Consider the following 24,368-nt stretch of genomic DNA (forward strand, 5'->3'; position numbering starts at 1 on the left):
CGGCCCCACCACGCTTCTCCGCACCGTCACCCCGTGTGCGGAGGACACGTCCGCGGCGCCACAGCACGCGTGACTGCGCCTGCGCCCCGTTCCCGGCAGATCTGCCGGGACCGGGGCGCAGACGTCTGCCCGGGTCTTTCGGCCTGCTCCCGGAGAGCCGCGACGCGGGTCAGGGCTTGATGATCGGGATCATGCCCGTCTCGGCCGCGACACGGCGACGGTAGAGGGCGCGCTGCTCCGGCAGCGACAGATCGAAGACGACGGCGAGGACGCGGATCACGGCGGTCACGACGATCCCGATGACGGCCGCGAGCACGATCCCCATCCCCAGACCGTGCGCGATCACGATGAAGGCGCAACCGGCCCCTGCGGCGACCGCGTACAGCGAACCCACGTGCATGATCGACACCGGCAGGCCCATGAGCACGTCGCGCAGCACTCCGCCGCCGGCGGCGGCGCACACCCCGATGAAGATCGCCGGAACCTCCGGCAAACCGAACGCGATCGCCTTGCTCGTCCCGAAGGCGCCGAACATGCCGATCACGACAGCGTCGAGCCCCACGACCACGGCGTTGAGCCGCTGGAAGAGCCCGGCCAGCAGCATTCCGACGAGAGCTGCCCCGCCGGCGGTGAGCAGATACCCGTTGCTTTGGAGGGATGCGGGCGGCTGCCCCAGCAGGATGTCGCGGATGAGTCCGCCGCCCATGCCGATCATGATGCCGATGATGGCCACGCCGAGAAGGTCCAGGCGGCGCTCGCCCCGGAAGCCGCTCGCGAACATCGCGCCCTGCACGCCGCCCAGGCCCACGCCCAGCAGATCGGCCCAGAGCGGGATGGTGAAGGTCGGTTCGGTCACAGCTCTATTGTCCCCGGGAGTGGGATGATCGAGGAATGCCCACCTACCGAGACGAAGCGGTGATCCTGCGCACCCACAAGCTCGGTGAGGCGGACCGGATCGTCACGATGCTGTCGCGCGCGCACGGCAAGGTCCGGGCCGTGGCCAAGGGGGTGCGGCGCACCTCGTCGAAGTTCGGCTCGCGCCTCGAGCCGTTCATGGTCGCGGACGTGCAGCTGTACCAGGGGCGCTCGCTCGACATCGTGCAGCAGGCGGAGTCGCTCGGCTCCTACGGCGCCGACATCGCGCTGCACTACGACCGCTACACGGCGGCGAACGCCATGGTCGAGACGGCGGACCGGCTCAACGACGCGGAGGCGACGCCCGAGCAGTATCTGCTGCTCGTCGGGGGCCTGCGCGCCCTCGCCCGGGGCGAGCACGCGAGCCGCAGCATCCTCGATTCGTATCTGCTGCGCGTCATGGCGCTGTCGGGCTGGGCCCCGTCGTTCAGCGACTGCGCCCGGTGCGCGAAGCCCGGAGCGCACACGGTCTTCGTGGCGCAGATGGGGGGCATCGTCTGCGACGAGTGCGCTCCCGTCGGCAGTCCGCGGATCCCGGCTACGGCGATCGAGGTGCTCCGCGCCCTTCTCGCCGGGGACTGGGAGCGCGTGGACGCCGCGTCCGACCGTGAGACCGCGGCCGCGTCCGGCGTCATCGCCGCCTATGCCCAGTGGCATCTCGAGCGGGGGATCCGCTCGCTCTCGCTCGTGGAGGGAAACCGTTGAGCCCCAAGCCGTACACGCACAAGGACGCCGTCCCGTACCGTCCGCTGGACTGGACCGGCGTTCAACCGCCTGCGTTCCCAGCGGTGCCGAACCACGTGGCGATCGTCATGGACGGCAACGGCCGATGGGCGAACCGACGCGGACTCAACCGCATCGAGGGGCACAAGGCGGGGGAGGAGGTGCTGCTCGATGTCGTGGCCGGGGCGATCCAGGCCGGCGTCAAGCACCTGAGCGTGTACGCGTTCTCGACCGAGAACTGGGCGCGCTCCCCGGAGGAGGTGCGCTTCCTCATGGGGTACAACCGCGACGTGCTGCACCGGCGCCGCGATCAGCTCAACGAGTGGGGAGTGCGGATCCGGTGGGCGGGGCGCAAACCGCGCCTGTGGGGATCCGTCATCAAGGAGCTGGAGTACGCGTCGGAGCTGACACGCGGCAACGACACGCTCACGCTGACCATGTGCATCAACTACGGCGGCCGGGTGGAGCTCGTGGATGCGATGCGCGCGATCGCCGAGGACGTGAAGGCCGGGCGGATGCGCCCGAGTGCGATCACGGAGAAGGCGATCCGCCGGCACCTGTACATCCCCGACATGCCGGACGTCGATCTCTTCCTGCGCAGCTCGGGGGAGCAGCGCACGTCGAACTTCCTGCTCTGGCAGTCGGCGTATGCGGAGATGGTCTTCCTGGACACGCTCTGGCCGGACTTCTCGCGCGAGGAGCTGTGGCGTGCGATCGGGATCTACCTCTCCCGTGACCGTCGCTTCGGCGGCGCGGTCGACACGCCCGACGCGCTCGACGAGGTCTGAGCCGGCCGTCGGATCGCTGGGTGCCGGGGCACGTCAGGCGGCGGGGTGGAACCGCCTCGGAGGAGGATCCACGTCGCCCCAGGCGTAGCGGACGGGGAGCCTCGGTCGGAGCGTGGTGCGTTCACCGCCGCGGTCGTGCAGCACGAAGTCGTCCGTCCCGATACGGGTGATCCGCCATCCGCCGTGGTGCAACCGCATGTGGTGGAAGCGGCAGAGCAGGATCCCACGGTCGATGTCGGTGCGTCCGTTATCGCGTGCCCACTCGTCGATGTGATGCGCCTCGCAGTATGACGCGGGCCGATCGCAGCCGGTCCACCGGCATCCGCCGTCGCGGATCGCGAGGCCGATGCGCTGCCGGGGCGTGAACAGCCGCGATTCGCGACCGACGTCGAGGGGATTCCCGCACCCGTCTACGGTCACGGGAACGGTGCCGGCCTCGCAGATCCGCCGTTCTGCAACGGCCGCCGGCAGCGCCGTCAGTCCGTCCTCGCTGATCGCGATCGGGGCAGAATCGCCGTGCCGGTCGACGGTCTGCACCAGTCGCAGCCCGGCCTGGCGCGTGCCGAAGACGCCTTCCGGTTCGGCGAGCGCGCCGGCGCGGATCAGATCCAGCAGCAGGTCGTAGGAGAGCTGCTCGTTCGTGCGGGGGTCGGCGGTGAGGTCCGCCGCTCGTGCGTTCTCGTCGGCGTCGACGAACCGCGGGCCGCCCCGGCGCGGACGCAGTGCAGACGCGAAGACCGCATCGACGAAAGCTCCGCCCTCGTCGTCGAAGACCGCCGAGGCGTGCCGTACGCCCTCATGGTCGAACCAGGTCCGGAACGAGCGGCGCTCGTATCGGGCGTTGAATCGCGCCTGGGTGCCCTCCGGGTCCAGCAGGTCTCGGATCGCTCGCGCCGACGCCCCCAGCTCTTCCACGGTGCGTTGCGGCGCCTCCTCGATGAGCTGCGCGGCGGCCTGCGCCCAGGCGGCCGCGGCGTCCTCCGGCGGATCGCCGAGTCCGCTGCGGATCGCGTCGAACTGGGCGGAGGTCAGCGTTCCCGATCGCAGCCCGGTTCGGAGCGGCTCCCGCCAATCGCCCGAGGACGGTTCTGACGACGGCGGTTCCGACGACCGTGTGGCATCGCCGGTCTCCGCCGGGCTGTCGTCGCGCACCTCGTCTTCGAGGAGCGCCTCTCCGACGCGCACCTGGCGTGCCGCCTCGCTCTTGGTTGTGCCGGCGAGCTCCTGGATCAACGACGCCGCGGAGCGGTGCCCTCGCGACTGCGCCAGCCCTGCGTGCCCCGCCGATCGGCTGGACCGGCGTGCGATCTGCCCGGCGCAGAGCAGCTGGATCTGCTCCGTGAGACGGCCGATCTCGACCGCCTCCTGACATGCCGCGATCGTCTCCGCATCACCGAGTCCCGCGATGACCTCCTGAACGTCGGACGCGCTCGCGCCGGCACGGATCCGCCCCGCAAGGGTCGGGATCAGTGCCGCGATCGCTTCCAACGTCGTCATACCCCGATTCTTCTCGGGGCCACCGACATTCGAATCCCCTGATCAGCGATATGTTCCGAGCTGTGGAGAATTGCGCCGAACGGCCGATTGTGGAGGACGATCCGCGAATCCTGCCGGTGCGGACACGACGCATCGATCGCGTGCGTCCGGTAGACTGATTCCGCGAAGGGGAGTATTCCGACTTCACACGATCGTCATCACGAGGCCCGCCGCCGGGCCTCCGGGCGTGTGACCGCCGTGCGGCGGAGGGAGAGACTTTCGGCCGTTTGACCGACCCCTCCGAAAGGCCCCTGTGGACGTTCCCGTCTGGTTCGAAGTCGTCTCGCTCGCCGTCCTGCTGCTGATCCTCATCGGAGATCTGCTCATCGTGCGGTGGCGCCCGCATATCCCCTCGACCAAGGAGTCCACCCTCTGGGTCGTCTTCTACGTCGCGCTCGCGCTCGGTTTCGCCGGTCTCCTGCTCGCGGTGGCCGGGGGACAGCACGCCGGCGAGTTCCTGACCGGGTGGGCGCTCGAGTACAGCCTCTCGATCGACAACCTCTTCGTGTTCGTGCTGATCATGGCCCAGTTCTCGGTGCCGCGGAAGCTGCAGCAGGAAGTGCTGATGGTGGGCATCATCATCGCCCTCGTGCTGCGCGGCATCTTCATCCTCCTGGGCGTGACGATCATCGAGAACTTCGCCCCGGTGTTCTACCTGTTCGGCGCATTCCTCATCTGGACGGCGATCCGCCAGGCCATGCCGGAGAAGGAGCAGGAGGACGAGACCGCGGCGAAGGAGGGCTTCGCCGTGCGCCTGGTCCGCCGGCTCGTCCCCGTCAGCGACGACTTCGACGGCCCCAAGTTGCGGACGGTCGTCGACGGCAAGCGCGTCTGGACGCCCATGATCATCGTGTTCGTCACGATCGGCGTCACGGATCTGATGTTCGCGATCGACTCGATCCCCGCGATCTTCAGCATCACGCAGAACAGCTTCCTGGTGTTCACCGCCAACATCTTCGCGCTGATGGGCCTGCGCCAGCTCTACTTCCTCCTCGGCGACCTGCTCGACCGCCTGCGCTACCTGCACTACGGCATCGCCGTGATCCTCGGATTCATCGGCGTGAAGCTCGTGCTCCACGCGATGCACGAGAACAGCGTCCCGTTCATCAACGGTGGTAAGCCGATCGAATGGGCGCCCGACGTGCCGATCTGGCTGTCGCTCACGGTGATCGTCGTCGCGATGCTCGGCGCGACCGGGGCGAGCCTCATCGCGTCGGGCCGCGAGAAGCGCCGCGAGCGCGCCCTCGCCGAGTGACCGCACGCCTCCAGCGCCGGTCAGGGTGGGTGGGAAACACCCACCCTGACCGGGGGTAAGCTCGTGGCCATGCAGGCGGTGCTTCTCCTTAGCAGCCGCGGCGAGACCTCGATCTAGGCCTCTCTCGCCGCGGAGTCTCGCGTGGGCCGCACCTTGACCCTCTGGAGAAGCAACGCATGAATGACGCAGCCCCCCGCCCCCGGACCCTGGCCGAGAAGGTCTGGGACGACCACCTCGTCGTGAAGGGCGAGAACGGCGAGCCCGATCTCATCTACATCGACCTGCACCTCGTGCACGAGGTCACCAGCCCCCAGGCCTTCGACGGCCTGCGCACCGAGGGGCGCCCGCTGCGCCGCCTCGATCTGACCATCGCCACCGAGGACCACAACACTCCGACGCTGGCGATCGACAAGCCGATCGCCGACCTCACCAGCCGCACCCAGATCGAGACGCTGCGTCGCAACGCCGAGGAGTTCGGCGTGCGCCTGCACTCGCTGGGTGACGCCGAGCAGGGCATCGTGCACGTCGTCGGACCCCAGCTCGGTCTCACCATGCCCGGCATCACCGTGGTCTGCGGGGACTCGCACACGTCCACGCACGGTGCGTTCGGCGCGATGGCCTTCGGCATCGGCACGAGCGAGGTCGAGCACGTCATGGCCACGCAGACGCTGCCGCTGAAGCCGTTCAAGACCATGGCGATCACCGTCGAGGGGACCCTGCGCCCCGGTGTCACCGCGAAGGACATCATCCTCGCGGTGATCGCGAAGATCGGCACCGGCGGGGGACAGGGCTACGTGCTCGAGTACCGCGGCAGCGCGATCCGCGCCCTCTCCATGGAGGGCCGCATGACGATCTGCAACATGTCGATCGAGGCCGGCGCCCGGGCCGGCATGGTGGCGCCCGACGAGACCACCTTCGCGTACGTGCAGGGGAAGCCCCACGCGCCGCAGGGGCAGGACTGGGACGACGCGGTCGCCTACTGGCGCACCCTGCCCACCGACGAGGGCGCGACGTACGACGCCGAGGTGTTCATCGACGCGGACGCGCTCGAGCCGTTCGTCACCTGGGGGACGAACCCCGGTCAGGGCGTCTCCCTGTCCGCGGACGTGCCGGACCCCGCCGACATCGTCGACCCGAACGAGCGCAGCGCCGCCGAGCGTGCGCTCGAGTACATGGACCTGACTCCGGGCACCCCGCTCAAGGAGGTGAAGGTCGACGCGGTCTTCATGGGATCGTGCACGAACAGCCGGATCGAGGATCTCCGCGCTTTCGCCTCGGTCATCCAGGGCAAGAAGAAGGCCGACGGCGTGCGCGTCATGGTGGTCCCCGGATCCGCCCGCGTGCGCCTCGAGGCCGAGGCCGAGGGACTGGACAAGGTCTTCACCGACTTCGGCGCCGAGTGGCGCTTCGCCGGCTGCTCAATGTGCCTGGGGATGAACCCCGACCAGCTCGCCCCGGGGGAGCGCTGCGCGTCCACCTCGAACCGCAACTTCGAAGGCCGACAGGGCAAGGGCGGACGCACGCACCTGGTGTCGCCGCTGGTCGCGGCCGCGACCGCCGTGCGCGGCACGCTGTCCAGCCCGAGCGACCTCGTCGAGAACGGGCAGGAGGCCTGATCATGGAGAAGTTCACCACCCACACCGGTGTCGCCGCACCGCTGAAGCGCTCCAACGTCGACACGGACCAGATCATCCCCGCGGTGTTCCTGAAGCGCGTCACCAAGACGGGCTTCGACGACGCGCTGTTCCACGCCTGGCGTCAGGATCCCGACTTCGTGCTCAACCAGGAGCCGTTCCGGAACGCGTCCGTGCTCGTCGCCGGATCCGACTTCGGCACCGGATCCAGCCGCGAGCACGCGGTCTGGGCGCTGCGCGACTACGGCTTCGCGGTCGTGCTGAGCCCCCGGTTCGCCGACATCTTCCGGGGGAACTCCGGCAAGCAGGGCCTGCTCGCGGCGACCGTCGAGGAGGCCGACATCGAGCGGATCTGGGCGCTGATCGACGAGGATCCCGGCCGGGAGATCACAGTCGATCTCGAGGCGCGCACCGCCACGATCGGCGACTTCCAGACCTCCATCGGGATCGACGATTACACTAGATGGCGGCTCCTCGAAGGGCTCGATGACATCGGGCTCACGCTGCGCAACGAAGACAAGATCGCGCAGTTCGAGGCCCGCCGCGAGTCGTGGCGGCCACGTACGCTTCCTGTTCTCTGAACCGGACGCGGCCGTGAGCCCAGGGCATCCGCCCGGCGGCTCCGGCCGCGCCCGTTCCACAAGAAGAGGCCCTGAATGACGACACCGCTGCACGAGACCACGCTCGCTTCGAAGCCCTCGGGCGACGTACTGGCAATCCGCGGCGGACGTCCACTGCACGGCCGGGTGGACGTGAAGGGCGCGAAGAACCTCGCGACCAAGGCGATGGTCGCGACCCTCCTCGGCGAGACCGCGAGCACGCTGCGCGACGTCCCCGACCTGAGCGACGTCGCCGTCGTGCGCTCGCTGCTCGAGGTGCACGGCGTGCGCGTCACCGAGGGCGACGAGCCCGGCGCGCTCGTGTTCGACCCGAGCGACGTCGAGTCGGCGCATTTCGAGGAGATCGACGCGCACGCGGGGGCCTCACGGATCCCGATCCTGTTCTGCGGCCCGCTCCTGCACCGTCTCGGCCAGGCCTTCATCCCCGACCTCGGCGGCTGCCGCATCGGCGACCGCCCCATCGACTTCCACCTCGACGCGCTGCGCAAGTTCGGCGCGGTCGTCGAGAAGCTGCCCAGCGGCATCCGCCTCTCCGCGCCGAACGGCCTGAAGGGCGCGAACATCCACCTGCCGTATCCGAGCGTGGGCGCGACCGAGCAGGTGCTGCTCACCGCGGTGCGCGCCCAGGGCCAGACCGAGCTGCGCAACGCGGCGATCGAGCCCGAGATCATGGATCTCATCGCGGTGCTGCAGAAGATGGGCGCGATCATCTCCTACGAGCCGAACCGGGTCATCCTCATCGAGGGCGTCGAGACGCTCCGCGGCTACGACCACCGGTCGATCTTCGACCGCAACGAGGCGGCCTCCTGGGCCTGCGCAGCGCTGGCCACCGACGGTGAGATCTTCGTCGGAGGCGCCAAGCAGCAGGAGATGCTGACCTTCCTCAACGTCTTCCGCAAGGCGGGCGGCTGGTTCGACGTGCGCGAGGACGGGATCCTGTTCCGCCGCGACGGCGAGCTGAAGCCGGTCATCGTCGAGACCGACGTCCACCCCGGCTTCATGACCGACTGGCAGCAGCCGCTCGTGGTCGCCCTCACGCAGGCACCCGGTCGCTCGGTCGTGCACGAGACCGTGTACGAGAACCGGATGGGCTTCACGGCCGCGCTGGTGAAGATGGGCGCCGACATCGTCGTGCACCCGCACGGTCTGCAGGACGGCCCTCGCCGCGTGGCCCGCCGCGACCTCGAGCAGGCCGCCGTCATCACCGGCCCGACCCCGCTGCACGGCGCCGACATCGTCGTTCCCGACCTGCGCGGCGGCTACAGCCACGTCATCGCGGCGCTCACGGCGACCGGCGAGTCCAAGGTCTCGGGTGTCGACATCCTCAGCCGCGGCTACGAGAAGTTCCTCGACAAGCTCACCGCGCTGGGTGCCGACTTCGACGTGATCGGCTGAGATGCGCGCGACCGCCGAGAAGACCCGCCCGAGCCTGTTCTGGTTCCTGGCGGTCTTCGTGGTGCCCTTCGTCTCCTTCCTCGCGAAGATCCGCTTCCGCGGCGCCGAGAAGCTGCCGCGCTCCGGAGCCTTCGTGCTGGCGCCGAATCACTACTCCGAGTTCGACCCGCTGATCGTGGCCGTCGCGGTCTGGCGGCTCGGGCGCGCCCCGCGCTTCATGGCGAAGGAGAGCCTGTTCCGTGTGCCCGTGCTGGGCTGGGCGCTGCGCGGCACGGGCATGATCCCCGTGGCGCGGGCGACATCCGTGGCCGCGGCGAAGCAGACCATCGCGCAGTCGAAGGAGCTCGTGGAGCACGGTCGCGGTGTGATCGTGTATCCCGAGGGCACGCTCACGCGCGATCCGGAGCTGTGGCCCATGCGCGGCAAGTCGGGCGCCGTGCGCCTCGCCCTCGCCGGGCGGATCCCGTTGATCCCGATGGCGCAGTGGGGCACGCAGAACATCATGGGCCGCTACCAGAAGGGGCTCAGCCTCTGGCCGCCGCGCAAGAAGATCGACGTCGTGATCGGGGATCCGGTCGACATCTCCGACCTGTACGACCGCGCGGGCGAGAACGCCGCGCTGATCGAGGCGACCGAGCGGCTGATGGCGGCGATCACCGCCCTCCTCGAAGAGGTCCGCGGCGAGAAGGCCCCGGCCCAGCGGTGGAACCCGGCCGAGCACGGGCAGAAGGAGACGGGGCGCCTTGACTCCTAGGAACGCGCAGCCCCGCACGGCCTCGATCCCGCTCGGGCCCAGGGTCACCGTGATCGGAGCCGGCAGCTGGGGGACGACCTTCGGCAAGATCCTCGCCGACGGCGGCGCCCAGGTGACGATGTGGGCGCGCCGCCAGGAGCTGGCCCACGAGATCGCCGAGGCCAAGCGGAACTCGCAGTACCTGTCCGGGATCAACCTGCCGCGCAACATGACGGCCACGCATCATCTCGTCGAGGCCGTCGCCGGAGCCGAGCAGGTGTACCTGTCGGTCCCGAGCCAGACCCTGCGTGAGAACCTCAAGGCGCTGCGTCCGCTGCTGCAGGGCTCCGACATCCCGGTGGTCAGCCTCATGAAGGGCGTGGAGAAGAGCTCCGGCCTGCGGATGAGCCAGGTCATCGAGCAGGAGCTGGGCTGCGATCCCGACCGCATCGCGGTGGCGAGCGGACCGAACCTCGCCCTCGAGATCGCCCGCGAACAGCCGACGGCGGCGGTGATCGCCTCGAACAGCCAGGAGACGGCCGACATCGTCGCGCGCACCGCGCGCAATCGCTACTTCCGCAGCTTCGTGAACACCGACGTCATCGGCACAGAGTTCGGCGGCGTGCTGAAGAACCTCATCGCGGTGGCCATCGGCATCGTCGACGGCGTCGGCTACGGCGAGAACACCAAGGCGTCGATCATCACCCGGGGACTGGTCGAGATGACCGACTTCGCGGTGGCGAACGGCGCGCAGCCGGGGACCCTGCAGGGTCTCGCCGGCCTCGGCGACCTGATCGCGACGTGCCAGTCGCCGCTCAGCCGCAACAACACGGCCGGGCGCCTGCTCGGTCAGGGATACAGCTTCCAGGACGTGGTCAAGCAGATGCAGCAGACGGCCGAGGGACTCGCGTCCGTCGCTCCGGTGCTGCAGCTGGCCCGCGCCGCCGGCGTGGAGATGCCGATCGTCGAGCAGGTGAAGATGGTGCTGGACGGCGCCATGGACCCGCGCGACATCGCCCCCCATCTGACCACCGACGACGACACCCCTCAGGGGGAAGGGACGGGCAATGGACAAGCAGACGGTGGTGGTGCTCTTCGGAGGGCGCTCCAGCGAGCATTCGATCAGTTCCGCCACGGCGGGAGGGGTGCTGCGGGCGCTTGACCGCGAGCGGTACGACGTCATCCCGGTCGGCATCACCCGTGCGGGCGCCTTCGTCCTCGAGGACGACGAGCCGGACAAGTTCCCGCTCGACGCCGCGCATCTGCCCGAGGTCGCCGACAACGGCACCCGGATCCAGTGGCCGGAGCCCGGCGGGGTCCGCACGCTGCGCGTGACGCGCGCCGACGGCGCGGTGGACGACCTCGGCACGATCGACGTGGTGCTGCCGCTGCTGCACGGCCCGCATGGCGAGGACGGCACGCTGCAGGGCTATTTCGACACCCTCGAGGTGCCGTATGCGGGCGGCGGAGTGCTCGACTCGGCGCTGTGCATGGACAAGCACTTCATGAAGATCGCCCTGCAGGCGGCCGGCATCGCCGTGGCGCCGTGGATCACCGTGCGCGCACGGCAGTGGGCGCAGGACGCCGAGGGCGTGCGCGCGGCGGCCGCCGAGCTCGGTCTCCCGGTCTTCGTGAAGCCCGCTCGGGCCGGATCCAGCGTCGGCGTCTCGAAGGTCACGGATCCCGCGGAATTCGACGCGGCGATGCGCATCGCCCTCGCCGAGGACGACAAGGTGCTCATCGAGAGCGGTGTCGTCGGACGCGAGATCGAGGTCGCGATCCTCGAGGGCGCGGACGGCGCGCGTGCGTCGGTGCCCGGTGAGATCGTGCTGACCTCGCGCGGCTTCTACGACTTCGAGGGCAAGTACCTCGGCGGCGACGGCGTGGACGTGGTCTGCCCGGCCGAGCTCGCCGACGCCGAGATCGCAGCGATCCAGGACGCCGGGATCCGCGCGTTCGAGGCGGTCGACGGACGCGGCCTGGCGCGCGTGGACATGTTCCTGACCGCGGAGGGCACCCTCGTCGTCAACGAGCTGAACACGATGCCGGGCTTCACGCCGATCTCGATGTTCCCGAAGTGCTGGATCGCCTCCGGGCTCAGCTACCGGGACCTCATCACGGAGCTGATCGAGGCGGGGCTGCGTCGCTAGTCCGACGCGCTCCCCGGAGCGACGGAGCCGCTAATTCGACGGGCTCGGGGCGGGTGTCGGATCCGCCCCGGGCCGCTCGATGCAGGCGTGGGTGGCCGGGATCGTGGCGATCGCGGCGGCGAGGCTCTTGTTGTCGATGACGTCGTTGCCGCTCACGCCGGATCCCGGCTTGCTGTTGATGAACAGCTGCACGGCCGGCTTGCGACCGTAGGTCGTGAGTGTGAGGTTGGGACTCCGGGAGTCGTCCACGAGCCAGTCGATGCCCTGCCGGGTGATGCACTGGAGGGCGCTCGTGGGCTCCGCCTCGGGCAGACCGCAGGTGAGCAGCACCACCGACGGGTCGCCCCACGCCGCCGTCGACTGCGCGTCCGTCCAGCGCCGGTCGTGACCGTCGATCGAGGGCACGTTCTTGAGGCGCACCGTGACATCGGCGCAGCGCGGGTCGTTCGCGTCGTCCGCCGGGTTGAGGTGAACGGTCGAGCTGCAGCCGGCGAGGAGCCCTGCCGCGAGCACGAGGACGGTGACGACGGCGAGACGACGGGGCATCCCTCCAGGCTACCGTTGACACCATGGTGGACCATTCAGCTCCAGGCCCCGACGCGGTCGCGGCAGGATCAGAGGATCCGACGATCGGCGAGGTGAGCGAGGGCCGCGTACTGCGGACGATCCTCGCGCGGACCCCGGCGGGTCGTGACGCCCTCCTCGGCCCGGGCGACGACGCGGCGGTCATCGCGGCACCCTCGGGTTCCGTCGTGGCGACCACCGACACCCTCGTCGAAGGGCCGGACTTCCGCGCGGCGTGGTCGACGGGCTATGACCTCGGCTGGAAGTCCGCGGCGGTCAACCTCGCCGACGTCGCCGCGATGGGAGCGCGGCCGACGGCGCTGCTCGTCGCCCTCGCCGTGCCGAAGGATCGACGCCTGTCGTTCGTGGCGGCCCTGGCCGACGGATTCAGGGACGCCTGCGCGGCTCTGGCGCCGGGCTGTGCGGTCGTCGGCGGCGACCTGACCGTGTCGGCGACGCTGATGATCGCGGTCACGGCGCTCGGAGATCTGGAGGGGCGGGCGCCGGTCACCCGCGCCGGGGCTCGGGTCGGTGACGACGTCGCGATCGCGGGGGAGATGGGACATGCCGCGCACGGACTGTCGGTGCTCTTCGGCCGCTTCCATCCGGCGGGCACCGCGGTGCCCGTCGATCCCGCGCTGCTCGCCGAGGGTGAGGCGGAGGCGATCGCCGCGCAGGTGCGCCCGGTGCCGCCCATCGGGCTCGGCCCCGTGGCAGCGGTCGCGGGCGCGACGGCGATGATGGACGTCTCCGACGGCCTCGCCCTGGACGCGGGGCGGATGGCGGAGGCCTCCGGCGTGACGATCGCGCTCGAGCAGGCGGCCCTCGGCGCGCATCCGCGTCGTGCACTGGCCGGAGGCGAGGACCACGCGCTGCTCGCGACGTTCCCCGCCGGCGCGCTGCCGCCGGGCTTCCGCCGGATCGGATCCGTGGTGCCGGCGTCGGAGGGCGCGCCGGTGCTGTACGACGGCGAGCCGGTGGGACCCCTCGGCTGGGACCCGTACCGCGACGCGGGCGCCGACGTCGGCACCTGAGCGGCAGGGAGCCGGAGCGCGAGCCGAGATCGCGGGCTACCCGTCGGCGGGCCACCCGCCGGTGCCCCACCGGTCAGCGGTGCGCCGGTTCCGCCCACCACAGCGCCGTGTCGCCGTACGAGCGCTCGCGGATCAGCGCGAGTCCCGCGGCGTCGAGGTCCGGGGCGGTGGCACGCCGAGCCCGTTCGATGACCACGACGGCGTCGGGGGACAGCAGCGGCGTCAGGGCGACGAGGTCGGCGGTCATGTCCGCATCGGACAGGTCGTAGGGCGGATCCGTGAACACGAGGTCGAACGGCCCGGCGGCGCGGCCGAGGTACGCCTGGACGGCGCTCTCGACGACGACCGCCTCGCGCCGATCCGCGTCCGGCCCCTTCGGCGCGGCGAGCGCCTTGCGCACGGCGCCGGCGTTGCGGCGGATGATCGCGGCGGCCGGACGTCCGCGCTCGACGAGCACCGCGCCGCGTGCGCCACGACTGAGCGCCTCCAGGCCGAGCGCGCCGGATCCGGAGTACAGGTCCAGCACGCGCGCGTCATCGATCGCGTCCATGGACTCGAGGGCGCCGAACAGCGATTCGCGCACTCGGTCGCTCGTCGGACGCGTGCCGTGGCCCGGCACCTCCAGGCGGGTGCCGCCCGCCGAGCCCGCGATGATTCTCGTCACCCGTTCACCCTATGGGGCGTGCCGCGGGTGTCGCGATCCGTCCGCGACCCGCGGGGAGGGGCAGGATAGGGGAGTGGCCGAACCTCTTGCAGAGCTGATCAGCATGCCCCGTCCCCAGATCATCGAGGCGGGCGAGGGGGTGGGCCTCGCGACGTACTCCTGGGGAGAGCCCGAGGCGCCCGTCGTGCTGCTCGTGCACGGCTTCGCGTCCAGCACGCGCGACAACTGGGTGCTCACCGGCTGGGCAAGGATGCTCGAACGCGCCGGCTATCGGGTGCTCGGGATCGACCAGCGCGGCCACGGCGCCAGCGAGAAGCCGCACCAGCCCGAGGACTACGGGATGCGGACGCTGGCGACCGACATCGAGCAGGTGCTCGACACGTATCTCGTCGACGAGGCCCTCTACGTCGGCTACTCCCTCGGCGCGCGCGTCGGCTGGGAGGTGCTGCGCGATCTCGGCGACCGCATCCCGCGCGCGGTGCTCGGCGGCATTCCGGACGGCCGGCCGTTGGAGCGGCTCGACGTCGACGAGGTCCGCGCGTACATCGCCGACGGGGCGCCGGTGTCCGACCCCGCGACACGCGACTACATCGCGCTCACCGAGCGGGTGCCCGGCAACGACCTCGAGGTCATGCTCGCGCTGGCCCTGGGGATGCGCGGCGAGTCCCGCACGATCGATCCGGATCCGGCGACGGCCCCCGGCCAGCCGATCCTGTTCGCGACCGGCTCCGACGACCCCATCATCGAGGGCTCGCGGCGTCTTGCGGACGCCTCGCCGAACGGGACGTTCTTCGAGATCCCCGGACGGCACCACTTCAACGCGCCGGGATCCAAGCCGTTCCGGGAGGCGGCGCTCGCCTTCCTCCAGGGCTGAGCAGCCGGGATCCGGGTCGCGCGGCGGCGGGGTTGTGCACAGCCGCGCGGCGGCGTCCGGGCCCCGCTCTAGAATTCTGAGCATGCCGCTCCGTCTCGATTCGCCGCTCGCCGTCGCGGTCGGCGACGGCAATGCGAAGACCCTGCAGAAGGCGTTCGGCATGTCCGTGGTCGCCGACCTGCTCACGCACTACCCGCGTCGCTACGCCAACCGCGGCGAGCTCACGCCGATCCTCGATCTCCCGAAGGGGGAGACCGTCACGATCGTCGCCGAGGTGATGAAGGTCGACGTGCGCGACATGAAGAACCGTCGCGGCGCGATGATGACCGTCGACATCGGCGACGGGGTGGGGCGCATGGTGCTGACGTTCTTCGCCAAGTACCGCGGCCAGCTCGAATGGCGCGAGAAGGAGCTGCGCATCGGCCGGCGCGGGGTGTTCACGGGCAAGGTGGGCGACTACCGCGGCGTCACCCAGTTCGCTCATCCGCAGTACGAGATGTTCGACGACGAGCTGCGCGCGCGCACGCAGGCCGACGTGCTCGTGACCACCCCGCTGCCGATCTATCCGGCGACGGCGAGCCTCACGACCTGGCAGATCGAGAAGATGATCGGCACGGTCCTCGACGCGCTGGGCCCGGTGCCGGAGCCGGTGCCCGACGAGGTGCGCCGCGAGGACGGCCTGCTCGATGCGCGCACGGCGCTGGAGCGCGTCCACCGGCCGAGCACCAAGGACGAGATCGCGCCGGCGATCCGCACCCTGCGGATGCACGAGGCGCTCACCCTGCAGACGGCGCTCATGCAGCAGCGCTACCTGGTGCGCATGCTCGACGCCACGGCTCGGCCGGCGAAGCCCGGGGGCCTGCTGGAGCGTTTCGACGCCGCACTGCCGTTCGAGCTCACGCCAGACCAGAAGGCGGTGGGCGAGACGATCGCGGCGGATCTCATCGGCGGTGCGCCGATGAACCGGCTGGTGCAGGGAGAGGTCGGATCCGGCAAGACGCTGGTCGCGCTGCGCGCCATGCTGCAGGTCGCCGAGACGGGCGGTCAGGCGGCGCTCATCGCACCGACCGAGGTTCTCGCGGCCCAGCACCTGCGCTCGATCACGAAGATGCTCGGCCCTCAGCTCGCGCCGCTCGTGATGCCGACGCTGCTCACGGGGCAGATGTCGGCGCCCGAACGGCGCAAGGCCGCTCTGCGCGTCGCGGCGGGGCAGGCTCTCATCGTGGTGGGCACGCACGCGCTGCTCGGCGAGAAGACCACCTTCGCCGACCTCGGGCTCGTCGTGGTCGACGAGCAGCACCGCTTCGGCGTCGAGCAGCGCGAGGCGCTGCGGGCGAAGGGCACCAGCCCGCACGCGCTCGTGCTGACGGCGACCCCGATCCCGCGTACGGTCGCGATGACCGTCTTCGGCGATCTCGACACCTCGGTGATCCGCACGATGCCGAGCGGGCGCGCGGGCATCGAGACCTTCGTCGCCCCGCTCGCCGATCACCCCGGCTGGTTCGCGCGGGTGTGGGAGCGCGCGGCGGAGGAGATCGCGCAGGGGCGACAGGTGTTCGCGGTGTGCGCGGCGATCGATACGGCAGACGGCGCCGAGGAGGCCGACCAGGAGCGCTTCGCCGACGAGGAGGAGAGCCGTGGTCCCCGGTGGGGCGTGGTCCAGCTGCAGGAGGCGCTGGCGACGCATCCGTCGCTGAGCGCGGTGCGCATCGCCGGCCTGCACGGGCGCATGGCCGCGGACGAGAAGGACGCGATCATGCAGTCCTTCGCCCGCGGCGACATCGATCTGCTCGTGGCGACGACGGTGATCGAAGTCGGTGTGGACGTCCCGAACGCGTCCACGATGATCGTCCTCGAGGCCGATCGGTTCGGGGTCTCGCAGCTGCACCAGTTGCGCGGCCGCATCGGTCGTGGCGGCGTCCCCGGTCTCTGCCTCCTCGTCACCGAGGCGGAGCAGGGGACGCCTGCCCGCGACCGCGTCGACGCGGTCGCGGCGACGCTGGACGGGTTCGTGCTCGCCGAGGTCGATCTCGATCTGCGCGGGGAGGGCGACGTGCTCGGGGCCCGGCAGTCGGGGGCCAGATCGTCGCTCAAGCTCCTGCGGGTCATCAAGGACGCGGATCTGATCGCGCAGGCCAGGGCGATCGCCGAGGGGATCATCGAGGAGGATCCCGCGCTCGAGGAGCACGAGGGTCTCCGGGACGCGATGGCCCAGCGCCTGACCATCGAGGACCGTGCCGCGCTCGCCAAGAACTGAGCGCTGGGCGAGGCCTGCGCTCGGCTCGTACCGAGGAGCCCGCCGCTAGGCTGGTCCCATGCGATGCACTGAGCGACGTGAGGAGACGAAGTGAGCGCTCGGATCGCCGTCGTCCCCGGTTCCTTCGACCCGCCGACCCTCGGCCACCTCGACGTCATCCGTCGTGCGGCCGCCCTGTACGACGAGCTGCACGTGCTCGTGGTGCACAACCCCGACAAGCAGGCGATGCTGCCGGTCGCGCAGCGGCTCGCGCTGCTCGAGGAGTCGATCGCCGAGGCCGGGGTCTCCGGATCCGTGATCGTCGGATCCTGGAGCATGGGACTGCTCGTCGACTACGCGCGCGACGTGAACGCGGGGGTGCTGGTCAAGGGCATCCGCTCGCAGATCGACGTGGCGTACGAATCGCCCATGGCGATCGTGAACCGGCACCTCGCCGACATCGAGACGGTGTTCCTGCTGCCGGATCCCGCTCACGCGCTGGTGTCCAGCTCTCTCGTGCGGCAGGTCGCCGCCCTCGGCGGCGACGTGTCGCCGTTCGTGCCGCCTGCGGTGTCGCGGTTCCTCGACACGGGGGCGCGCGGCCTCTGACCTCCGTCCCTGCGACCGGGTGCGACCGGTGAGAGCCGCCGCGGCGTCGGGCCGTCGTCCAGGCGGAGCCGATAGACTTGCGGGGTGAAAACCCGACGCAATGGACCTTTCGTGCTGCCCGTGCGCGACATCGTTCGCCGACCCGGCGAGATGCGCGAGCACCGGCTCACGATCCCTCTCGCCGAGCAATGGGGCGAGGGCCTCGTCGCCGTCTCGAAGGGCGAGGAGCTCGACATCGACGTGCGTCTCGAGTCCGTGCACGAGGGCATCCTCGTCACCGGCGAGGTCGATTCGACGTACCGCGGAGAGTGCGGACGATGCCTGAATCCGATCGAAGCGCCTGTCGAAGTCGAGTTTCAGGAGCTTTTCGCGTACCCTGGAGAGGAAGCGAACGACTTCGAGGTTCAAGACGACCACGTGGATCTTGAAACTCTGGTCAGGGACGCGGTGGTTTTGGCGCTCCCGTTTCAGCCGGTGTGTCAGCCGGATTGCCCTGGACTCGATCCCGAGACCGGCGAGCGGCTGACCGGAAGCGCCGGGAAAGAGCATGACGCTCCCGTCGATCCTCGATGGGCCGCGCTCCAGCAGATCACAGACCACGGGAACGCAGCGGAATAGCTGCGCGCCCAGAACACAGAAGGTAAGCAACCATGGCCGGTAACCCCCCGAAGCGCAAGGTCTCCCGTTCCAACACCCGCTCGCGTCGCGCGCAGTGGAAGGCTGAGGCTCCCGCCCTCGTCAAGACCATCGAGAACGGCAAGGTCGTCTACAGCCGTCCCCACCAGGCGAAGGTCGTCACCGACTCGCAGGGCACGGAGCTGTTCCTCGAGTACAAGGGCCGCAAGGTCGCCGACGTCTGATCGATCGGTCGATCATGGCATCAGTCCCCACTGGGACGGTCCCACTTTCTGAGCAGCTCGGGGTCGATATCGACCCCGAGCTGCTTCAGCTTGCGCTCACGCATCGTTCGTACGCGTACGAGAACGGCGGCATCCCGCACAACGAGCGCCTCGAGTTCCTCGGCGACTCGGTGCTCGGCCAGGCCGTCACCGTCATGCTGTACACGACCCTGCCCGACCTCGATGAGGGGTCGCTGGCGAAGCGCCGAGCGAGCGTGGTCTCGACCGTCGCCCTCGCCGAGGTCGCCCGCGGCATCGGCCTCGGCGCGCACATCCTGCTCGGCAACGGCGAGGAGCGCACCGGCGGTCGCGACAAGGACTCGATCCTCGCCGACACGATGGAGGCCGTCTTCGGCGCCACCTATCTGTCGGCCGGCCCCGAGCAGGCCACCTCGCTCGTGCTGCGCCTCATCGAACCGCTCCTCGCCGACCCCGAGCGCTACGGCGCGGCCATGGATCCGAAGACCGCGCTGCAGGAGATGTCCGCCCGGCACGGGCTCAGCGCTCCGGTCTACGAGGTCGTGTCGACCGGCCCGGATCACGACCGGCGCTTCACCGCGACCGTGACGACCGGCGAGGTCACGACGACCGGCACCGGCACCAGCAAGAAGACGGCCGAGATGGCTGCCGCGCTGGCAGCCTGGCACGTGCTCAGCAACCGTGCCTGAGCTTCCCGAGGTCGAGGTCGTCCGCGCCGGGCTCGCTCCTGCGATGACCGGGTCGCGCATCGTCTCCGTGGCCGTCCACGACGAGCGCGCGTTGACCCGTCACCCGGCGGGCGCGGCCGACTTCGCCGCACGGCTGGAGGGGGCCGAGGTCTCCACCGTGGCGCGCCGCGGCAAGTTCCTCTGGATGCCGCTCGCGTCGTGGGAGGGAGCGCGCTCGGCGGTGGTGGGACACCTCGGCATGTCCGGCCAGCTGCTGCTGCGCAGACCGGACGCGGCCGCGGACCGGCACGAGCGGGTGCGGATCTACATCGAGCATCCCCGGCATGGGGAGCTCGCCGTCGTCTTCGCCGACCAGCGCACGTTCGGATCCCTGGCCGTCGACGCGCTCGTGCCGACGAACGACGGTCGCGCCGCCGGATGGGGGAGCGAGGACCCGCTCATCCCTTCGCAGGTGGCGCACATCGCCCGCGACCCGATGGACGACGCGTTCCAGGACCGCCTCTTCCGTGAGATCCTGCGCACGCGGTCGAGCGCGATCAAGAGGGTTCTCCTGGATCAGGCCGTGATCAGCGGGGTCGGCAACATCTACGCCGACGAGTCGCTGTGGGCGGCGCGGATCCATCCCGAGACGCCGGCCTCCGCGCTGTCGACCGTCGCGGTGAACCGGTTGCTGGCGGAGGTGCGCGCTGTGCTGGAGAAGGCGCTGGCCGAGGGCGGCACGAGCTTCGACGCCCAGTACGTCAACGTCAACGGCCAGGCCGGGTATTTTTCCCGGCAACTTCATGTCTATGGGCTCGCCGGGCACCCGTGCCAGCGTTGCGGGACTCCTATTGTACGGGAGAAGTTCATGAACCGGTCGAGCCACTTTTGCCCGGTCTGCCAGCGAAAACGCTGAGTCCGCCGCCACGGATTGTCTGTGCTGAGCGCGGGCGGGTTTGGCACGGTTAGATGCCCGCCTCGACTCGCTGTATGTGAATGCGTAAGGGCATCCAGGTTGTGGTCGGATTTGAATGTATATGGCGCGATTCGCGGCGTTGACCGACCTGCAGTGACGCGCTCGTCAGCGGACGGTTGAGTCGTCGGACATAGCGACGCCACCAACTGGCGCGATCGCGCACGTGCGGGTGCCACACCCGCGGCTCAGGCGCATGCTTGGCCGGGGCCTCGTGCAAGGCGCGACCGATGCTGTACTCCTTGTGCGGCGCTGAGGATCCCATCCCGCCATATGCGGTTGCAGGTCCTTTGCTGACGGCTCCGCGTTGAAGACCCCGTCATCGAGTTGCTGGAGGTTCGCGATCGGGTCGAGCTCGCCCGCGGCTGCGCGCCCATCCCATTCACTCTCGCAGCCTCGGGCGATCCGTAATCAGCCCGTCCGCTGCCGCCTGGATTCGAGGGGCCTCGTTATGTCCCGGAGGTACTGCGCCCCTTGCCAGCTCTTGCATGCTCGCGCGAAGGTCACCTCTCCCTGAACGAGCAGAGCCTTCGCGCGGGCGCGTTCACGCATCTCTCCTTCGCCGCTCGGCTGTTTCGAGCACGGTCGCGATCTCCTTCTGGATGAGCACCGGGACGCCCAGGCCGTCGAAATTCTGACCGGCGAGCCACGTCACAGCCTCGGCCGTCGACCAGGAATCGACGCCGATGTGCTCGGCGATCGTGACCGTCGCCGTCCGTGACAGGCCCATCGACATGAGCACGACCTCACTGGCGCGCGACACTCCCAGCTCGAGCATCATTGCGTAGTCGGGGCGATCCGTGGGCTCTAGACCGAGTTCGTCGGCGTAGTGAGCCAATAAATCCGAATAGCAGGCGAGGTACTTGGGAGCATGGAACCTTGCGATGGACTCGATGTCTCGCATGACATCACGTATCGCCTTGGCGACGGCGACGTTGGAGAAAGTGATTCGCTGTTCGATGAGGCGCGCCAACGGCATGCCTTTCATCCAGTTGACCACGAGGTTGGCCAACTGCCACTTTCGGCGGTCTTCCCCAGACTGTGGCGTGCCGAAGACATCGGTCATAGTCGCACCGATTCTCACAAACGCCTCTTGGAAGCGGGGCCTTGCATCGGGGTCCTCGGGGAGAGGAAGCTCAAGCTCCGCCGGTGTTCTCCCGGACTCTCGGAAGCTCGTCAGAAGCCTCTCCATCGAGATGGATGAGATCCCGGTATGACGAGTCAGCAGGTCTACTGAGAGCGCCGATTCGGTTGTGGACCGCTCGATCGCCGCTTCGATCTCGTCCCGCTCGGATTCGAGCGGGACGCGGGTGAGAAGTTCACTGATCGGATCGCCCTCAAGGCGTCGCGACGCAAGGTACGCGAAGAGTCCTTCGGCGGTGCTGTCGCTGTGTACCTCATCCGAAGATCGAATGAACGACAGGAGACCCGAAGTCTCAACCAACCCGGTGTTGACGGCGCGAATGATCGGCGACCGCTTGCGCGCGACAGGAAGATTTGGCCAGATGGTGTCGTCGTCCGTATCGATGCACACGACGTTGCCTTCGAATTCCTTTCCCCACCGTCCGGCGCGCCCGGCGAGGTTCCAGAAGTCTCCATCGCTGAGGGGATGGCCGACACCCTTCTGCGGATTGCGCATGAAGATCGTGCGGCACGGCAGGTTGACGCCCTCGAGCAGGGTGGACGTGCAGACCAGGTAGTGGATCTTGCCCTCGCCAAAGAGGCGTTCGATCTCAGACCGTACGACGAGCGGCATGTTCCCGTAATGGAAGGCGACGCGGCGCTCTAGGACATCCGCGAGCAAGTACTTACTGTGCACCGCCGTCTTGATCAGGTCGCGCAGGTCATCGATCTCGGCGTCAGGCGCGCCCGTCGATGAGATTTGCTCGTACACGGCCTTCGCGACCTTCTCGGCATCGTTGGCCGTGTTCACATAGATCACGTTGCCCGGGGTGTTCCCCGCGAGTGCATGAGCCACCAGAGCGATTCGCATCGGGATGTTGATCGCGCGTTGGGCGAGTTCGATCTCACCCAACTGATGACGGTTGCCATTCGAGATAAGAGATACGGACCGGCGTTGACGTTTGCGGTAGGCACTCTCGACCCAGATGAGATTCTGGTTCACCGTCACGGTCTCCGATACGAAGTAACTAGATCGTCGGCCGGATGCCGCATCCTCGATGAGGAGTTCGGGATTGGAACTCAGCGGGCTGGCGAACAGCACCTGAGCTTTTGGGCTGCGTCGTACGGTGCGCTCGATCGCTTGCTGAAGAAGCACTCCGCGTGCGTCGCCAGCCAAGGACTGGGCTTCGTCGACGAACAGCAGATCCACCGTCAAGTCGGGCATCAGCTCCAGGGTGAGGTGTAGCCGTTCCTGTGTCACGACAAGAATTGATCTGGTCGACTCTGCCAAATCTGGATCCCAGGGCATCGTGAAGACGCCGACCTCGGCAGGTGCTTCCGCGCGGAGGTCTCGCGAGACTTCTTCGATGAGAGCCCGTGTGGGTACCAGGTACACGAGCGTGAAGGAGTCGTTGTTGCGCGTAAACTCGAGGAAATGTTCCCGGATGATCTTTGACTTCCCGGCGGATGTTGGCGCGGAGACGCTGAGCCAGTCGTTGCTCCCGACCGCGTCCCAGAACTTCCCTTGGAAGGGGTTGACTGGCAGTATCCGACCGTCGGACAGGCTGACGGAATGATCGATGCGGCTTCGGACCACCTCCATTTGAAGCGCTGCCGGCAGTTTCAGCCATGCGTCGGGAGGAACGCGGTCTCTGGCCTCCGCGAGCTCGACCGCGATGTGGTTGCCGCTGCGTTCGAGCAGGGCGGTCGCAGCTGCGCGATGCGCCGCTTCCGCGTCGGATGCGAACATGCACGCAGTGGCGATCCGGAGGATGGCTGATTGCGCGCGTTCTGACCGCGCTGAGGTGATGGCGCTCGCGTAGAGCAGGGCGACGTTCCAGTCGATCGCCGGAGGATCCTCATGCCACTGAATAGTCGCGAACTCGTTTCGGACCGTCAGCTTCCGCGAGGCTTCGAGAGTGTCTCGGAATTTCTGGGAGCCGAAGACCACTTCCTCGAGGTCGATTCCGTCCGTCATTTCGCCCCCATACGTTCAAGGACTCGGGTGCGCAGAGCGTTCACGTTCGGCATAGGGATGCAGAACAGGTCGATGTTCACGGCCACGAGTTCGAACTCTTTAACTCGGTTTCCCGCGCTCGTATGCCAGCGGCCCACCTGATCTGCTAGCGCTTGGCGCTGTTGAGTGTCTAACGTCGGCACGTTCGGATAGCTCGCGTGATCGAAACCCACGAGGCAGACGCCGTTCCAGCGCACCTGCATGTTCTTCGAACTGGACTCGTCGAAGTACTCGAGCAGGTGCGTGGCGAGTTCTACCTGCGGCACGTTCAGATGATCCCTCACGAGCAACAGGTCGCGCTTGCGTGCCTCGACCCCATCCGCTCGCAGGAAGGGCGCGATGCTCTCGAGGCAATCCTTGAACGCGGCCGAGCTCGACTGGTACAGCTTCGATTCGCCCCAGTAGATATCCAGAACCCCGTCGTCGGCCAGACTCGCATGAATACCGTCAGAGCCATGCACGTGCATCGCGGAACTCGTCTTCAACGGCATCTTCGAGATGAGTTGCGGACGCTGGAGAACCCGCTCAAGGAGGAGGAAGAGAAGCAGTTCTCCTCCCTCCCCCGAGGCAGTAGATTTCACGAAGAGATCCCGCGCTTGTTCGTTGAGGTTTACTATCGGTGCCGCTGTACCGGTCTTGGCGCAGTCGGCCAATGCCCGCTCGATCTTCCGACGGGGAATGCAGAAGTCCACAGCCGCATCGGCCATGGCACCCGCAAGCTGTTCGACAACGGGGGAGCCGTTCGCGTCGTGAGCTAGGAAATGAGTCCGGACAACCGTGGCCGTTTCTGGGATAGTCACGGCGTCTTCGAACGGAGGGAGGAAGTCGAGTAGCGAACGATTCTCCCCGCGTAGGAGTTCCTGGAATCGCTCGATGATTGACGCTTCTTCGTCCACTGCGCCCCCTGACGTCACGAATCCGAACTGAGCAGGGGTCTTGCGACGCTGCGCACCTGTGCGAAGCCTATCGTGAGCGGCCGG

The 24,368-nt window shown here is 68.8% G+C and carries 23 protein-coding genes; 17 read left to right on the plus strand and 6 right to left on the minus strand.

The window, feature by feature from the left end; all coding sequences use genetic code 11:
* Nucleotides 1–169: 169 nt before the first annotated feature.
* The gene (locus tag WFJ17_RS17385) at nucleotides 170–856 is read right to left on the minus strand and encodes a trimeric intracellular cation channel family protein (protein WP_251440977.1); all 687 of its coding nucleotides are present in this window, start codon (nucleotides 854–856) and stop codon (nucleotides 170–172) included.
* Nucleotides 857–891: 35 nt separating this feature from the next.
* On the opposite strand from WFJ17_RS17385, the gene recO reads away from it, so the two are divergent.
* Both recO and WFJ17_RS17395 read left to right on the plus strand, forming a co-directional pair.
* On the plus strand, nucleotides 892–1,620 hold the full coding sequence (recO, locus tag WFJ17_RS17390; RefSeq protein WP_251440963.1) for a DNA repair protein RecO: 729 nt from the start codon (nucleotides 892–894) through the stop codon (nucleotides 1,618–1,620).
* A complete protein-coding gene (locus WFJ17_RS17395; RefSeq protein ID WP_251440962.1) occupies nucleotides 1,617–2,426 on the plus strand; it encodes an isoprenyl transferase in 810 nt (269 codons plus the stop codon). Before recO ends, WFJ17_RS17395 begins: the two co-directional genes overlap by 4 nt.
* Nucleotides 2,427–2,459: 33 nt before the next feature.
* Here WFJ17_RS17395 and WFJ17_RS17400 read toward each other — a convergent pair whose 3' ends face one another.
* Nucleotides 2,460–3,923, minus strand: coding sequence for an HNH endonuclease signature motif containing protein (locus tag WFJ17_RS17400; RefSeq protein WP_336649060.1), 1,464 nt, complete (start codon nucleotides 3,921–3,923; stop codon nucleotides 2,460–2,462).
* Nucleotides 3,924–4,215: 292 nt separating this feature from the next.
* On the opposite strand from WFJ17_RS17400, the gene WFJ17_RS17405 reads away from it, so the two are divergent.
* The 7 genes from WFJ17_RS17405 to WFJ17_RS17435 all read left to right on the plus strand — a co-directional run bounded on the left by WFJ17_RS17405 (nucleotide 4,216) and on the right by WFJ17_RS17435 (nucleotide 11,749).
* The gene (locus tag WFJ17_RS17405) at nucleotides 4,216–5,217 is read left to right on the plus strand and encodes a TerC/Alx family metal homeostasis membrane protein (RefSeq protein WP_336649061.1); all 1,002 of its coding nucleotides are present in this window, start codon (nucleotides 4,216–4,218) and stop codon (nucleotides 5,215–5,217) included.
* 176 nt (nucleotides 5,218–5,393) lie between these two features.
* On the plus strand, nucleotides 5,394–6,833 hold the full coding sequence (gene leuC, locus WFJ17_RS17410) for a 3-isopropylmalate dehydratase large subunit (protein WP_251440921.1): 1,440 nt from the start codon (nucleotides 5,394–5,396) through the stop codon (nucleotides 6,831–6,833).
* 2 nt (nucleotides 6,834–6,835) lie between these two features.
* Complete coding sequence (gene leuD / locus WFJ17_RS17415; RefSeq protein ID WP_336649062.1) at nucleotides 6,836–7,432, plus strand: 3-isopropylmalate dehydratase small subunit; 597 nt, start codon at nucleotides 6,836–6,838, stop codon at nucleotides 7,430–7,432.
* A 75-nt stretch (nucleotides 7,433–7,507) separates the two neighbouring features.
* Nucleotides 7,508–8,866 (plus strand): UDP-N-acetylglucosamine 1-carboxyvinyltransferase, encoded by a 1,359-nt coding sequence (gene murA, locus WFJ17_RS17420; protein WP_251440916.1) that lies wholly within the window; start codon nucleotides 7,508–7,510, stop codon nucleotides 8,864–8,866.
* A 1-nt stretch (nucleotide 8,867) separates the two neighbouring features.
* Nucleotides 8,868–9,620, plus strand: coding sequence for a lysophospholipid acyltransferase family protein (locus tag WFJ17_RS17425; protein WP_251440913.1), 753 nt, complete (start codon nucleotides 8,868–8,870; stop codon nucleotides 9,618–9,620).
* The gene (locus WFJ17_RS17430) at nucleotides 9,610–10,761 is read left to right on the plus strand and encodes an NAD(P)H-dependent glycerol-3-phosphate dehydrogenase (RefSeq protein WP_251440910.1); all 1,152 of its coding nucleotides are present in this window, start codon (nucleotides 9,610–9,612) and stop codon (nucleotides 10,759–10,761) included. The genes WFJ17_RS17425 and WFJ17_RS17430 overlap by 11 nt, the downstream gene beginning before the upstream one ends.
* Nucleotides 10,667–11,749 carry a D-alanine--D-alanine ligase family protein gene (locus tag WFJ17_RS17435; protein ID WP_336649063.1) on the plus strand — a complete coding sequence of 361 codons (1,083 nt, stop codon included), beginning with the start codon at nucleotides 10,667–10,669 and terminating at the stop codon, nucleotides 11,747–11,749. The genes WFJ17_RS17430 and WFJ17_RS17435 overlap by 95 nt, the downstream gene beginning before the upstream one ends.
* A gap of 30 nt (nucleotides 11,750–11,779) precedes the next feature.
* Here WFJ17_RS17435 and WFJ17_RS17440 read toward each other — a convergent pair whose 3' ends face one another.
* Entirely contained in the window at nucleotides 11,780–12,295 is a 516-nt protein-coding gene (locus WFJ17_RS17440) for a DUF3515 family protein (RefSeq protein ID WP_251440904.1), read from the minus strand.
* 23 nt (nucleotides 12,296–12,318) lie between these two features.
* Between WFJ17_RS17440 and thiL the strand changes: the two genes are divergently transcribed.
* Nucleotides 12,319–13,347 (plus strand): thiamine-phosphate kinase, encoded by a 1,029-nt coding sequence (gene thiL, locus WFJ17_RS17445; protein WP_336649064.1) that lies wholly within the window; start codon nucleotides 12,319–12,321, stop codon nucleotides 13,345–13,347.
* Between the two features lie 73 nt (nucleotides 13,348–13,420).
* Here thiL and rsmD read toward each other — a convergent pair whose 3' ends face one another.
* A complete protein-coding gene (gene rsmD, locus WFJ17_RS17450; protein WP_251440899.1) occupies nucleotides 13,421–14,011 on the minus strand; it encodes a 16S rRNA (guanine(966)-N(2))-methyltransferase RsmD in 591 nt (196 codons plus the stop codon).
* Between the two features lie 103 nt (nucleotides 14,012–14,114).
* Here rsmD and WFJ17_RS17455 point away from each other — a divergent pair, with 103 nt between their 5' ends.
* The 7 genes from WFJ17_RS17455 to mutM all read left to right on the plus strand — a co-directional run bounded on the left by WFJ17_RS17455 (nucleotide 14,115) and on the right by mutM (nucleotide 20,192).
* Nucleotides 14,115–14,885 (plus strand): alpha/beta fold hydrolase, encoded by a 771-nt coding sequence (locus WFJ17_RS17455; protein ID WP_251442369.1) that lies wholly within the window; start codon nucleotides 14,115–14,117, stop codon nucleotides 14,883–14,885.
* A gap of 82 nt (nucleotides 14,886–14,967) precedes the next feature.
* The gene (locus WFJ17_RS17460) at nucleotides 14,968–17,142 is read left to right on the plus strand and encodes an ATP-dependent DNA helicase RecG (RefSeq protein WP_295032898.1); all 2,175 of its coding nucleotides are present in this window, start codon (nucleotides 14,968–14,970) and stop codon (nucleotides 17,140–17,142) included.
* A gap of 90 nt (nucleotides 17,143–17,232) precedes the next feature.
* The gene (gene coaD, locus WFJ17_RS17465) at nucleotides 17,233–17,730 is read left to right on the plus strand and encodes a pantetheine-phosphate adenylyltransferase (protein WP_251440871.1); all 498 of its coding nucleotides are present in this window, start codon (nucleotides 17,233–17,235) and stop codon (nucleotides 17,728–17,730) included.
* Between the two features lie 150 nt (nucleotides 17,731–17,880).
* Nucleotides 17,881–18,348, plus strand: a complete 468-nt coding sequence (locus tag WFJ17_RS17470) for a YceD family protein (protein WP_251442367.1) — start codon at nucleotides 17,881–17,883, stop codon at nucleotides 18,346–18,348.
* A 32-nt stretch (nucleotides 18,349–18,380) separates the two neighbouring features.
* Nucleotides 18,381–18,590 carry a 50S ribosomal protein L32 gene (gene rpmF / locus WFJ17_RS17475; RefSeq protein ID WP_013586329.1) on the plus strand — a complete coding sequence of 70 codons (210 nt, stop codon included), beginning with the start codon at nucleotides 18,381–18,383 and terminating at the stop codon, nucleotides 18,588–18,590.
* Between the two features lie 14 nt (nucleotides 18,591–18,604).
* Complete coding sequence (rnc, locus tag WFJ17_RS17480; RefSeq protein WP_336649065.1) at nucleotides 18,605–19,297, plus strand: ribonuclease III; 693 nt, start codon at nucleotides 18,605–18,607, stop codon at nucleotides 19,295–19,297.
* Complete coding sequence (gene mutM / locus WFJ17_RS17485) at nucleotides 19,290–20,192, plus strand: bifunctional DNA-formamidopyrimidine glycosylase/DNA-(apurinic or apyrimidinic site) lyase (protein ID WP_336649066.1); 903 nt, start codon at nucleotides 19,290–19,292, stop codon at nucleotides 20,190–20,192. Before rnc ends, mutM begins: the two co-directional genes overlap by 8 nt.
* A gap of 601 nt (nucleotides 20,193–20,793) precedes the next feature.
* Here mutM and WFJ17_RS17490 read toward each other — a convergent pair.
* Both WFJ17_RS17490 and WFJ17_RS17495 read right to left on the minus strand, forming a co-directional pair.
* The gene (locus WFJ17_RS17490; RefSeq protein ID WP_336649067.1) at nucleotides 20,794–23,349 is read right to left on the minus strand and encodes a DEAD/DEAH box helicase; all 2,556 of its coding nucleotides are present in this window, start codon (nucleotides 23,347–23,349) and stop codon (nucleotides 20,794–20,796) included.
* Complete coding sequence (locus WFJ17_RS17495) at nucleotides 23,346–24,284, minus strand: HamA C-terminal domain-containing protein (RefSeq protein WP_336649068.1); 939 nt, start codon at nucleotides 24,282–24,284, stop codon at nucleotides 23,346–23,348. Before WFJ17_RS17495 ends, WFJ17_RS17490 begins: the two co-directional genes overlap by 4 nt.
* Nucleotides 24,285–24,368 lie beyond the last annotated feature (84 nt).

This window comes from Microbacterium sp. MMO-10, from assembly GCF_037148715.1.
GTDB lineage: Bacteria > Actinomycetota > Actinomycetes > Actinomycetales > Microbacteriaceae > Microbacterium.

Coding starts and splice junctions, on each gene's coding strand:
- recO (WP_251440963.1), top strand. CDS start 892: ATGCCCACCTACCGAGACGAAGCGGTGATCCTGCGCACCCACAAGCTC.
- WFJ17_RS17400 (WP_336649060.1), bottom strand. CDS start 3,923: ATGACGACGTTGGAAGCGATCGCGGCACTGATCCCGACCCTTGCGGGG.
- leuC (WP_251440921.1), top strand. CDS start 5,394: ATGAATGACGCAGCCCCCCGCCCCCGGACCCTGGCCGAGAAGGTCTGG.
- leuD (WP_336649062.1), top strand. CDS start 6,836: ATGGAGAAGTTCACCACCCACACCGGTGTCGCCGCACCGCTGAAGCGC.
- murA (WP_251440916.1), top strand. CDS start 7,508: ATGACGACACCGCTGCACGAGACCACGCTCGCTTCGAAGCCCTCGGGC.
- WFJ17_RS17425 (WP_251440913.1), top strand. CDS start 8,868: ATGCGCGCGACCGCCGAGAAGACCCGCCCGAGCCTGTTCTGGTTCCTG.
- WFJ17_RS17435 (WP_336649063.1), top strand. CDS start 10,667: ATGGACAAGCAGACGGTGGTGGTGCTCTTCGGAGGGCGCTCCAGCGAG.
- WFJ17_RS17440 (WP_251440904.1), bottom strand. CDS start 12,295: ATGCCCCGTCGTCTCGCCGTCGTCACCGTCCTCGTGCTCGCGGCAGGG.
- thiL (WP_336649064.1), top strand. CDS start 12,319: ATGGTGGACCATTCAGCTCCAGGCCCCGACGCGGTCGCGGCAGGATCA.
- WFJ17_RS17455 (WP_251442369.1), top strand. CDS start 14,115: ATGCCCCGTCCCCAGATCATCGAGGCGGGCGAGGGGGTGGGCCTCGCG.
- WFJ17_RS17460 (WP_295032898.1), top strand. CDS start 14,968: ATGCCGCTCCGTCTCGATTCGCCGCTCGCCGTCGCGGTCGGCGACGGC.
- WFJ17_RS17470 (WP_251442367.1), top strand. CDS start 17,881: ATGCGCGAGCACCGGCTCACGATCCCTCTCGCCGAGCAATGGGGCGAG.
- rpmF (WP_013586329.1), top strand. CDS start 18,381: ATGGCCGGTAACCCCCCGAAGCGCAAGGTCTCCCGTTCCAACACCCGC.
- rnc (WP_336649065.1), top strand. CDS start 18,605: ATGGCATCAGTCCCCACTGGGACGGTCCCACTTTCTGAGCAGCTCGGG.
- WFJ17_RS17490 (WP_336649067.1), bottom strand. CDS start 23,349: ATGACGGACGGAATCGACCTCGAGGAAGTGGTCTTCGGCTCCCAGAAA.